Raw genomic sequence first — 10,435 nt, 5'->3', positions numbered from 1 at the left:
CCATCTCTTCACAACTTTATCAATCACTTTTGATGCCGTTCCTCTGAAATTGGATGGGAATTATAATAGATTTTTCTCCCCTTGTCAAGAGTTATTTATTAATCCTGGCTTAAATTTTGAAATTCTTTCTTTTTATCTCTTTTTCTGCTTTTTTAAGTTTATTCTTATTTTTAACATTAATATATAGAACTTTAGTTTATATAATTCCTTTTCTTAATAATAAGCTAAAACTAATATATAATCTTAAAGTAAATATTAAGACTAAGATAATAAAATATCAAAAAACAAGAAAGGATTAAAATGTATAACAGAGATTATCTTTCACAAGAAACCTCTCAATACAAGACACAGGATTCGTCTAAAGCTCAACTAATGAGCTTTTTAAAAGCTACATATCAATTATTTGCTGGTTCTTTATTAGCAGCAACTGCAGGAGCTTACATCGGTCTTGATATGGTGTCAACAATTGCAAGCTGGTATTGGGGATTAGTTATCTTAGAGTTTATTTTATTATTTGCATTATATGCAGTTAAAAATAAGCCAGGTATTAATTTAGCAGTATTATTTGGTTTTACTTTCTTAAGTGGTTTAACAATTACTCCACTATTAAGTACAATTTTAGCAATGCCTGCTGGTGCATCAATTGTTGCACAAGCATTCTTAATGACATCAGTTGCATTTGGTGGTATTTCTATGTTTGCTATGACAACAAAAAGAGATTTTTCTTCAATGGGTAAAATGTTATTCATTGCTTTAATAATTCTTATTGTTGGTTCAATTTCAAATATTTTCTTTCAATCACCTTTATTACAACTAGGTATTGCAGGGGTTGGTGCACTATTGTTTTCTGCTTTTATTCTTTATGATACGCAACAAATCATAAGAGGAGGATTTGAAACTCCAATTGAAGCAGCTATTGCACTTTACTTAGATTTCTTTAACTTATTTGTTTCATTATTACAAATACTTGGTATTTTAAATAGTGATGACTAATAACTAGCCTTCTGGCTAGTTATTTCAATCTTTTAATATAATGATAAACAATAATCAAACACTTAGACTTATAGATGCAAATTTAAATAGATTAAAAGAAGGTATTCGAGTTATTGAAGATATCTTTAGATATAGTTTCAATGATAAAAATACTGCATTAAAGCTTAAATCCCTTAGACATTTATGTAGAGTTGAAAACTATTTAGAAGTATTGGCTTCAAGAGATGTTAAAAATGATGTTCTTAGAGAATCAATAAAAAGTGAACAAAATAGAGATGATTTAAATTCTATTTTAATTGCAAATTTTAAAAGAGCACAAGAAAGTTCTCGAGTTCTTGAAGAACTTACAAAGCTAACATCTATAAAGACAAGTGAGAACTTTAAATATATAAGATATGAACTTTATAATTTAGAAATAGTTTTAACAAATATAACTTCAAACTCTAAATAGTTTAAAGTATATTCTTTATAAAGTTTTTTAGCATTCTGATATGGTAAAGAAGCATTTGGGCTTACTCCTGATTTTTTAATATAAGTAAATAACTCTTTTTTACTATCAAACTCTAATTTATATAAGATAGTCTCAAACTCACATTCAAAATAAGAAGAAAAAGCTTCTTTTATCGTATTTTCATCTAATATTGGGGATTTTGTATTAGTAATTTCATGTATTGTTTTAAAAGTATTTGAGGTAAATAAAACTGCATTAATCTCATTTGTAATAGTGCTTAGGACTTTTATAATTTTTTTTAAGTCTTTTGACCATTGTAATGCAGATGATGATAATACAATATCATACTTATCATTTTTAATTTCATTTATAAATTCTTCTGTATCAAAATCAAAGCATTTAACCTGAATATTATCTGCTTTTGGGTGTAATTTACACATTTCATAAGAAGAATCAATTGCTTTATAAAAATCTATATTCCAATTTATATATTTAAAAACTTGTCCTGAACCACATCCTAATTCAAGTATTCTTTTTGATTTTGTTTCTAACTCTCGTATTAACGATTTTGCTACTATTTGTTGAATAATATTATGATTTTTATATTCTTTTGCATATTTTGAGAATTGATTTTTATTAGTCATAAAGATTATTTTAACTTTTTCTTAATAAGTTTCAGGTAAAATATATACCATTTTTTAAAAAGGGAAATTAATATGACATCTACACTTTTAATAGTTCAGTTTGTATTAGCAATTATTCTAACAATAACTATTTTATTACAAAAAAGTTCAAGTATAGGTCTTGGAGCATACAGTGGAAGTAATGATTCACTTTTTGGAGCAAAAGGACCAGGAAACTTTTTAAGCAAAGCAACAATGTTTTTAGGACTTCTTTTTGTTATAAATACAGTTGCACTAGGATATATTTATAATCAACAAAAGATGAAAAGTGCTGTAGATAGTATAAAAACTGACACTTTAATTCCAACTACACCAAAATCAGATAGTACAGCACCTGCTGCACCAACAAATGCTGTACCAAGTGTTCCTACTATCCCAGAAAGTAAATAATAAATAAAATGAAGTATTTATTACTTCTTATCTTTCCTTTACAAGCTACTAAAGTTTTGTCTTTAGTAGCTAATATTTTAAACCCATTAAATAAAATAATAAAAGTATTTAATGGTATAATCTTTTTCAAAAACCAATGTAATCAAAATAAGGAGAAACAATGTTAAATGAAATATACGAAGAAACTAAAGACCATATGGAAAAATCAATAGAATCATTAAAAAGAGACTACAAAACTTTAAGAACAGGTAAAGTAAGTACTACGATTTTAGATGGTGTAAAAATTGATTATTATGGAACACCAACACCATTATCACAAGTAGGTTCAGTAACTGCTACTGATGCAACAACTATTGTTATTAACCCATGGGAAAAAAATCTTTTAAGTGATATAGAGCAAGCAATTAATGCTGCAAATATTGGAGTTAATCCAAACAATGATGGAGATTTAATTAAATTGTTTTTCCCCCCAATGACAATGGAACAAAGACAAGAAAGTGCAAAACAAGCAAAAGGTATGACTGATAATGCAAAAGTTGCAATTAGAAATGTAAGAAAACATTCAAATGATAAAATCAAAGCTTTACATAAAGAAAAAGAAATAACTGATGATGAAAATAAAAAAGCTTTAGAAGATATTCAAAAAATTACAGATACATATGTTTCAAAAGCAGATGAAACTTTAAAAGCAAAAGAACAAGAAATTTTAACGGTTTAATTATGAATGTAGAACAAATATACAAAGATGCAAATGCCTTACTAGAAGGACATTTTAAATTAAGTTCAGGAAACTATTCTAAATTTTACTTACAGTCAGCAAAAGTTTTAGAGGAACCTAAAACAGCAAAAATTCTTGCTGAAGCACTTGCAAAACAAATTAAAGAATCTGGAATAAAAGTTGATGCTGTATGTTCTCCTGCATTAGGTGGTTTAATTGCTGGATTTGCCTTAGCAACTGCTTTAGATGTAAGATTCATTTTTGCTGAAAGAGTTGAAGGAGAGATGACTATAAGAAGAGGCTTTGAAGTTCAAGAAGGTGAAAATTATATTATTTGTGAAGATATTATAACAACAGGTGGTTCTGCCCTTGAAGCTGCTAAACAAGTTGAAAATGGTGGTGGAAATATTGTTGCTTATGCTGCACTTGCTAATAGAGGATTTTGTTCAAGAGAAGGTAGTGATTTAACAAGACAGGAAAATTGTAAACTTCCTTTAGATAAACCACTTTTTGCACTAGAAGATTTTACCTTTAAAATGTATACTCCAGAAGAATGTAATTTTAAAGATATTGCTTATAAACCAGGTAGTAGAGGTAACTAATTTTTATGGCAAACAGATGGCGAGATATAAAACAGGGAAATATCAAAGAGAATCTTTCTTCAAATAAAGAAGAAATAAATGATAACCCTTTCGCCTCTGCTCCTATTGGACATAGAATCAAAGCATTTATTGTTGATATGTTTATGATTATGATGCCTATTATGTATATAACTACTTATTTAATTATGGATGGGAAAGATGATTTTCAAGGAAGTGATGAAGCAAGATGGATTACAGCCCTAGTTTTTGGATTAATTATTGTCCTTTTTTGGATAGCAAAAGGACAAACTCCTGGACTTAAAGCTTACTCACTAAAATTAATTGATGATAATACGAAAAATAAGATTTCTCTACCTAAAGCAATTATAAGGTATTTAGTTTTTTTAATTTCTGCAACAACAATAATTCTTGCTTTTTTACCTTTCTTTAGAAAAGACAAAAAAACATTTCAAGATCTTTTGACAAAATCAACCGTTATTCAAACTGAAAAATAATGCTTTTTTTTAAACTTTCAGCATTTTATTTTTTCTATTTTGCAGCGGTTGGAGTTTATGTAATATTTTTACCAAAAGTGTTACATGATATTGGTTATAGTGCATTTGAAATTGGTATTGTATTTGCAATTGCTCCACTTATGAAATTTATTACACCTTTTTTATTCCTAAAGCATATCACTTTAAATCAAAATGTTTTTAAAATAGCTCTTCTTTTATCTGTATTTTGTTCATTAATGTTATATGTAACTTTAGAAAATCTATATTTACTTATGATAAATAATGCTGTTCTTGCAGCTTGTTTATCTATGATTTTACCCTACTTAGAAGTTACAGCTGTAAAAGTCTTAGGAAAGTCTAGATATGGAAAATCTAGACTTTATGGTTCTATTGGTTTTATGGTTATTTCTTTACTTCTAGGGCAATTTTTAACAAATCCATATATTGCAATACATTATTATCTTGCTGTTAATATTTTAACAGTGACATTTGCATTATTACTTTTAAAATATGATGATGTAAATCATGATGAATCTAAATCAAATTCTAATTTTTCTTTTTTTAAATACTGGCCATTTTGGGTAAGTCTATTTTTTATGCAACTTAGTTTTGGAAGCTTTTATAATTTCTTTACAATATATGAGACAGAGCATGGCATTAGTCTAGAAATGACATCTTACCTTTGGTCTTTTGGTGTTATTTGTGAAATACTTATTTTATATTTTCAAGGACCTTTACTTAAAAGAAATCTTTTATCTTTGATAAAATTTTCTGTTGCAATTACTGCAATACGATGGTTTATTCTTTTTATGTATCCAGATAACTTAACACTCACTTTTATAAGTCAAGGTATTCATGCCTTTTCTTTTGGATTATTTCATAGTGCAGTTGTTATGTATTTATACTCTTTATACGAAAATAAAAAGCTTGCTCAACAATTTATGTTTGGTGTAGCTTATGGATTAGGTGGTTTTTTAGGGGCTTTAATTGCTGGTTGGTTATATGGAGAATTTTTATTTTTTTACTCTACTATTTTTGCAATTTTTGCATTAGTTTTTTTATATAGTAAAAAACTTCCAAAGGAAGTCTAAACTGTTGCTTTTAATTTAAGAAACTCTACAACTTTTTCATGATTAAGTAAAGAATGAAACTCCTCATCATTTTCTATTTCTTCCACATACTGTTCATTTAAGTTAATTGCTTTTTCTAAATCTAATATTGCATTCTCTTCTTGACCTAATACAGCATAGATTTTTGATCTTTGGTAATAAGCATTTGCATAGGTAGAATCTATTGCTAATGCTTGATTAGTAAGACTCAATGCCCAATTTGCTTCCCCCATATCTAAAACTGCATCAGCTTTATATGTTAAAGCTTCTACTTCATCTGGTCTAATATTTAAGATTTCATCATAAATCTCTACTTTACCAGTTGGTGTTGATTCTTGGCTTGATCTAATCCATAAGGAGTGAATTGTATTAGTAACTTCAATTTCATGTTGATTTTGTTTTACTTGTTTACTTCTTTTCTCTAAGTCTTTTTCAAAACTTAAAAGTCGTTCTTCATATTCTTGAATTATTTTTGAAGTCTTTTCATCAATCATGTTTTTAACTTTTTCATTGGTATCTTTAATTGAAGACCAACCAACTATTACTAATAAAGAAGTTGCAGCAGCAATAATATAAAACATGTTATTTATTGTTGATGTTGCATAATTTACAACATTGTTATTCATTTGAACTTCTTTTTTTGCTAATGTTTCATGAAGTTCTACTTTTAAATTTCTATTTTCATCTCTTAATTGTTTTATTTCATGTAAAATATAATTCTCAACAAAAGGATTATAAAGAGGTTTTTGTAAACTATCAACTTTTTGTTGAATCTTTTCTTCTGTATTTTTTACGGTTTGTGCAAAGCTTAAACTTATACTCAAAAAAAATATAACTACCAACCATCTCATTTCTAATCCTTTTTACTTTATTACTAAATATATACTATATAATAAATTTGATATAAGTTAAACTGCTATCATTTTCTTATATAAAGTTTCTAAAGCAATATCAGAAATATTTTGAGAGACTCCTATATGAAAGGAAATTTTTGAGGGACTCATATCAAACATTTCAAAAGAAATATTCTCTTCTTTTAAAGCAGCAATTGCATCAACTACAGCAAAAGCATTTTCTTTTAAGCCTATTCCAACTAGTGTAATAATAGATAAATTATATGTAACAAAAATATTATCTGTTTTTAACCTTCTTTCTATTGATCTTCTTAGATTATTTATATTTCCTTTCAAATCTTCTTGGTCAACTAAAATTGAAATATCATCTCTATCTGTTGGATAATGGTAAGTATTGATACCAAATTCACTAAAAACTTTTAAAAGTTCTGCTGTAAATCCTATTTCATCAGCAAGCATATCTTTTTGTAAATGAATTGCAGCCATATTATCAAGTTTTGCAATTCCTACTAAGTCTTCCATAGGAACTCTTTCACTTAAGATAATTGTTCCTTCATGCTCAGGATTATTAGTATTTCTAATATTTATTGGAATTTTACTTTTTTTACAATTTAACATTGCATTAAAATGGAAAACATTAAAACCTTTTGAGCTTAAAAGCCTTAACTCTTTAAAAGTAAGTCTTGGAATAACATTTGCGTCTTGGATAATTCTTGGATCAACTTCATAAACTCCATTTGTATCAGTCCAGTTTTCATATACATCTGCATCTAAAGAATAAGCTAACTCTCCCCCTGTTAAATCACTACCTCCTCGACTTAAAACAGCTATCTCATTATCTTGAGTAATTCCATAAAAACCAGGAACTAAATAGCAGTCATATTTATCAAACTTAAAGTGTTCACTTATATTTTTATGTGATTGCTTTAAAACCTTACCATCACAATAGTTTGAACTCAAAATAAAACCAAACTCTTCTGGAAGCATAAGTTTAATATTAAGACCTCTTTTTCTCATATATTCACTTATTATCTTAGCATTATAATGTTCTCCACGAGATAAAAAGAATGCATCTTTTTTTTCTGACTTTAATGTCTTATTATTTAAATCTTTTATTAAACTATCAATAATTGTTTTTTTATCAATTTCTAAATCCTTACAAAGTGATTCAAACTTTTCAACAATTGCATCAAAACTTTGTTTTGCAGAAACTTCTATTTTTTGCTCACTAAAATGATTTCCTTCTGTTGATACATTTAATAAATGATCTGTTATTTTCTCCTGAAATTTTTCATCTCTTCCAGGAGCTGAAACAACTATTACTTTCCGTTTAATATCGCTTTTAACGATACTAAAAACTTTTTTAATTTGGGAGGCATCTTTTACTGAACTTCCTCCAAACTTGCATACTTTTATATCCATTCTAAAATTCCTTGATTTTTTAATTATTCTCTTTGTAATGTAAAAAATTTTATGCTAAAAACTAGCTTTTATTTATATACTTACTTTATAACCCCTATGCCTAACTGTTTCAATAAAATTCTCATCAAACTCTTTTTTCAAACTATTTCTAATTGAATTTATATTTACCTCAATAACATTATCTGAAACCATTTCAGGTTCATCCCAGTTTGTCTGTAATAATTCATCTTTTGATATGGGAGCTCTATACCGATTTTTTATTAAATAGCTAAGAATAGAAAAAGACTTTCCTTTGAAAAAAATTTTTTTATCTTGATTATTCACTAAAGATTTCTCTTCTAAATTTGCTTTATACTGATTTTTATATATTAATTCTTTTTCAAAGTTTTCTCTATGTATTGCTTGCATTTTTGCTAAAATATAATTATTTGAAGTGGGTTTTTTTATAACTGACATTGCACCTTTTTTTAATAGGTTTATTTCTAAATCCTTAGTCCAATCATCAACTAAAAAAATTGTTGCTGTTATTCTATAGTTTATATTTTTTAAGATCTTCTTTGCATCAAAGTAATTACTACAATCTATTACTAACATATTATAATATCTAACTTCACTATGATAAATTGCATCACTAATATCTTCTGCTATATCAGTGATATAAAGTTGTTTTTCTTCAATATAGTCTAATAATTCACTATCTATATTATAAGCTAATAGCCTCATTTAATGTATACACTCCTAACAACTTTATTATCACGCATAACAAAAAGTTTATTCTCTTCTATTGCTAAAGAATCTACGAAAAAAGACTCAATATCTTCATAATCCTTGAAAAATGTATCTATTGACTTTTTTGCAATTTCAAATGAAGAGTTTGAATCTAGTTCCATAATCAAAGAATTGTCATTTAAAACAATTTTTTGATTAATTACTTTAAATTTATCAAAACAATATATATATTTTATAAATTCAAACTTTTTTTCTCTTGAAATATTCAAATAGTTTTTTATATAGATAAATCGCACACTTAATCCTCTAAAGGATAGACTCCATTTTCATCATGATTCTCAGTTCCTTTTATAGGAGGATTAAATACACAAATAAGTCTCATATCTTCACTCCCCCCATAAAGGTTATGATCATCATGATTATTTAAAGCATACATTACTCCATCATAAATATCATGAGTCTCACCAGTAGCTAAATCTTCAATTTTTCCATTTCCTGCAACACAATAAACTGCTTCTAAATGATTTTGATAATGTATATGTGTTTTTGTATTTGCTTTTATAATTGTTTCATGGAAAGAAAATCCCATATCATCATCTTTTAAAAGCATTCTTCTACTTGTCCATTGTCCTTCTTTTGCATGAACTTCTTTTTCAGTTCCAATAATGTCTTTATTTATATCTCTTACTATCATACTATTAAAATTCCTCTGTTAATTTTTCTTTTTTATCTGCAACTAATTTTTCAATTGCATTATCAAGACGATTAAGTCCTTCTTTTAATGTTTCTTCATCAATAATTAAAGGTGGTAAAAATTTTACAACTTGATCTTCACTACCACAAGTTTCTACAATTAGTTTTTCTTCAAATGCATATGAAGAAATTTCACCAGCAACAGAATTATCACCTTTGATTTCAAAACCATAAGCTAATCCTCTACCTCTTACTTCAATATCAAAAGTACCTTTATATTTATCAGCAATTTTTTCTAAAGTCTTTTTTAATAAATCCTCTTTATATTTAACTGCATTTGATAAATCATCATTTTGCCAATATTGTTCAATTGCTACTTTTGCTGCAACAAATGCTAAATTATTTCCTCTAAATGTACCCGTATGCTCACCTGGTTTCCATTGGTCTAAATCTGGTTTTAATAAAACAATTGCCATTGGTAATCCTGCACCAATAGATTTAGAAACAGTTACAATATCAGGATTAATTCCAGCAAACTCAAATGAGAAAAACTCACCAGTTCTACCATTACCAACTTGAATATCATCAATAATTAATAAAATATCATATTCTCTACAAATAGATTCTAACTCTTGTAACCACTCTTTTGAAGCTACATTAATTCCACCTTCACCTTGAATTGTCTCAACAATAACAGCTGCTGGAATATCAAGTCCACTACTACTATCCTCTAAAAATTTCCTAAAAATAGCCATTGTATTCATATCACCAAAATAACCATCAAATGGCATAAATGATACATTTGATCTACTAATATAACTTTCATCTCTGTAATCATCATTTCCTGTAACTGAAGAAGATCCTTGAGTTAAACCATGAAAACCATTTGTAAAAGAAACTACATTACTTCTTCCTTTTACTAATCTTGCAAGTTTAAGTGCTGTTTCAACTGCATTAGTTCCTGTAGGACCTGTAAATTGGATTTTATAATCTAAATTTCTTGGAACTAAAATTGTGTCATTAAATGCATGTAAAAACTCTTTTTTTGCACTAGTTGCCATATCCAAACCGTGAACAACACCATCATTTTGTAAATATTCAATTAAAGCTTTTGTCACATGCTCATTATTGTGTCCATAATTTAATGTTCCTGCTCCTGCAAAAAAATCTATATAGTCTTCACCTTGTTCATTAGTTAATATTGCTCCCTTTGACTTTTCAAAGATTGTTGGGAAACTTCTTATATAACCTCTTACCTCTGACTCTAAATTTTCAAAAATTCTCATTTTAATTTTCC

14 protein-coding genes are annotated in these 10,435 nt (G+C 27.2%); 7 read left to right on the top strand and 7 right to left on the bottom strand.

Translation table 11 applies throughout. The annotated features are described in order from the left end of the window. Positions 1-300: 300 nt before the first annotated feature. Together CP965_RS09725 and CP965_RS09720 are read left to right on the top strand one after the other, a co-directional pair. Positions 301-993, top strand: coding sequence for a Bax inhibitor-1/YccA family protein (locus tag CP965_RS09725; protein ID WP_129061903.1), 693 nt, complete (start codon positions 301-303; stop codon positions 991-993). Positions 994-1,033: 40 nt separating this feature from the next. Then, entirely contained in the window at positions 1,034-1,444 is a 411-nt protein-coding gene (locus CP965_RS09720) for a thiamine-phosphate pyrophosphorylase (protein WP_407646408.1), read from the top strand. Here the strand turns inward: CP965_RS09720 and CP965_RS09715 are convergent. Next, on the bottom strand, positions 1,396-2,088 hold the full coding sequence (locus tag CP965_RS09715) for a methyltransferase (RefSeq protein WP_129061902.1): 693 nt from the start codon (positions 2,086-2,088) through the stop codon (positions 1,396-1,398). The two genes, CP965_RS09720 and CP965_RS09715, sit on opposite strands and share 49 nt — an antisense overlap. 72 nt (positions 2,089-2,160) lie before the next feature. Here CP965_RS09715 and secG point away from each other — a divergent pair, with 72 nt between their 5' ends. The 5 genes from secG (at position 2,161) to CP965_RS09690 (ending at position 5,422) form a co-directional block, all read left to right on the top strand. Beyond that, the gene (gene secG, locus CP965_RS09710) at positions 2,161-2,517 is read left to right on the top strand and encodes a preprotein translocase subunit SecG (RefSeq protein WP_129061900.1); all 357 of its coding nucleotides are present in this window, start codon (positions 2,161-2,163) and stop codon (positions 2,515-2,517) included. Between the two features lie 160 nt (positions 2,518-2,677). Then, the gene (gene frr, locus CP965_RS09705; RefSeq protein WP_129061899.1) at positions 2,678-3,235 is read left to right on the top strand and encodes a ribosome recycling factor; all 558 of its coding nucleotides are present in this window, start codon (positions 2,678-2,680) and stop codon (positions 3,233-3,235) included. Between the two features lie 2 nt (positions 3,236-3,237). Beyond that, positions 3,238-3,837: an orotate phosphoribosyltransferase gene (gene pyrE / locus CP965_RS09700; RefSeq protein WP_129061897.1), complete on the top strand. Its 600-nt coding sequence runs from the start codon at positions 3,238-3,240 to the stop codon at positions 3,835-3,837. A 5-nt stretch (positions 3,838-3,842) separates the two neighbouring features. After that, a complete protein-coding gene (locus tag CP965_RS09695) occupies positions 3,843-4,331 on the top strand; it encodes an RDD family protein (RefSeq protein WP_129061895.1) in 489 nt (162 codons plus the stop codon). Next, positions 4,331-5,422, top strand: coding sequence for an MFS transporter (locus CP965_RS09690; RefSeq protein ID WP_129061894.1), 1,092 nt, complete (start codon positions 4,331-4,333; stop codon positions 5,420-5,422). The genes CP965_RS09695 and CP965_RS09690 overlap by 1 nt, the downstream gene beginning before the upstream one ends. On the opposite strand, the gene CP965_RS09685 is transcribed toward CP965_RS09690, so the two are convergent. From CP965_RS09685 to ectB, 6 genes are all read right to left on the bottom strand, one after another. Continuing rightward, the gene (locus CP965_RS09685) at positions 5,419-6,291 is read right to left on the bottom strand and encodes a TPR end-of-group domain-containing protein (protein WP_129061892.1); all 873 of its coding nucleotides are present in this window, start codon (positions 6,289-6,291) and stop codon (positions 5,419-5,421) included. The genes CP965_RS09690 and CP965_RS09685 overlap by 4 nt on opposite strands. Before the next feature lie 57 nt (positions 6,292-6,348). Then, positions 6,349-7,716 (bottom strand): aspartate kinase, encoded by a 1,368-nt coding sequence (locus tag CP965_RS09680; RefSeq protein ID WP_129061891.1) that lies wholly within the window; start codon positions 7,714-7,716, stop codon positions 6,349-6,351. A 72-nt stretch (positions 7,717-7,788) separates the two neighbouring features. Next, the gene (locus CP965_RS09675; RefSeq protein ID WP_129061890.1) at positions 7,789-8,439 is read right to left on the bottom strand and encodes a winged helix-turn-helix domain-containing protein; all 651 of its coding nucleotides are present in this window, start codon (positions 8,437-8,439) and stop codon (positions 7,789-7,791) included. Continuing rightward, positions 8,436-8,741, bottom strand: coding sequence for a hypothetical protein (locus CP965_RS09670; RefSeq protein WP_129061888.1), 306 nt, complete (start codon positions 8,739-8,741; stop codon positions 8,436-8,438). Before CP965_RS09670 ends, CP965_RS09675 begins: the two co-directional genes overlap by 4 nt. Positions 8,742-8,743: 2 nt before the next feature. After that, entirely contained in the window at positions 8,744-9,139 is a 396-nt protein-coding gene (locus tag CP965_RS09665) for an ectoine synthase (protein WP_129061887.1), read from the bottom strand. A 4-nt stretch (positions 9,140-9,143) separates the two neighbouring features. Beyond that, positions 9,144-10,424 (bottom strand): diaminobutyrate--2-oxoglutarate transaminase, encoded by a 1,281-nt coding sequence (gene ectB, locus CP965_RS09660; RefSeq protein WP_129061886.1) that lies wholly within the window; start codon positions 10,422-10,424, stop codon positions 9,144-9,146. Positions 10,425-10,435 lie beyond the last annotated feature (11 nt).

The sequence above is a fragment of the Halarcobacter mediterraneus genome (assembly GCF_004116625.1).
Taxonomy (GTDB): domain Bacteria; phylum Campylobacterota; class Campylobacteria; order Campylobacterales; family Arcobacteraceae; genus Halarcobacter; species Halarcobacter mediterraneus.
This window is presented reverse-complemented; position numbering and strand designations above follow the sequence as displayed.

Coding starts and splice junctions, on each gene's coding strand:
- frr (WP_129061899.1), top strand. CDS start 2,678: ATGTTAAATGAAATATACGAAGAAACTAAAGACCATATGGAAAAATCA.
- CP965_RS09720 (WP_407646408.1), top strand. CDS start 1,034: ATGATAAACAATAATCAAACACTTAGACTTATAGATGCAAATTTAAAT.
- CP965_RS09665 (WP_129061887.1), bottom strand. CDS start 9,139: ATGATAGTAAGAGATATAAATAAAGACATTATTGGAACTGAAAAAGAA.
- ectB (WP_129061886.1), bottom strand. CDS start 10,424: ATGAGAATTTTTGAAAATTTAGAGTCAGAGGTAAGAGGTTATATAAGA.
- CP965_RS09680 (WP_129061891.1), bottom strand. CDS start 7,716: ATGGATATAAAAGTATGCAAGTTTGGAGGAAGTTCAGTAAAAGATGCC.
- CP965_RS09695 (WP_129061895.1), top strand. CDS start 3,843: ATGGCAAACAGATGGCGAGATATAAAACAGGGAAATATCAAAGAGAAT.
- pyrE (WP_129061897.1), top strand. CDS start 3,238: ATGAATGTAGAACAAATATACAAAGATGCAAATGCCTTACTAGAAGGA.
- CP965_RS09715 (WP_129061902.1), bottom strand. CDS start 2,088: ATGACTAATAAAAATCAATTCTCAAAATATGCAAAAGAATATAAAAAT.
- CP965_RS09685 (WP_129061892.1), bottom strand. CDS start 6,291: ATGAGATGGTTGGTAGTTATATTTTTTTTGAGTATAAGTTTAAGCTTT.
- CP965_RS09725 (WP_129061903.1), top strand. CDS start 301: ATGTATAACAGAGATTATCTTTCACAAGAAACCTCTCAATACAAGACA.
- secG (WP_129061900.1), top strand. CDS start 2,161: ATGACATCTACACTTTTAATAGTTCAGTTTGTATTAGCAATTATTCTA.
- CP965_RS09675 (WP_129061890.1), bottom strand. CDS start 8,439: ATGAGGCTATTAGCTTATAATATAGATAGTGAATTATTAGACTATATT.
- CP965_RS09690 (WP_129061894.1), top strand. CDS start 4,331: ATGCTTTTTTTTAAACTTTCAGCATTTTATTTTTTCTATTTTGCAGCG.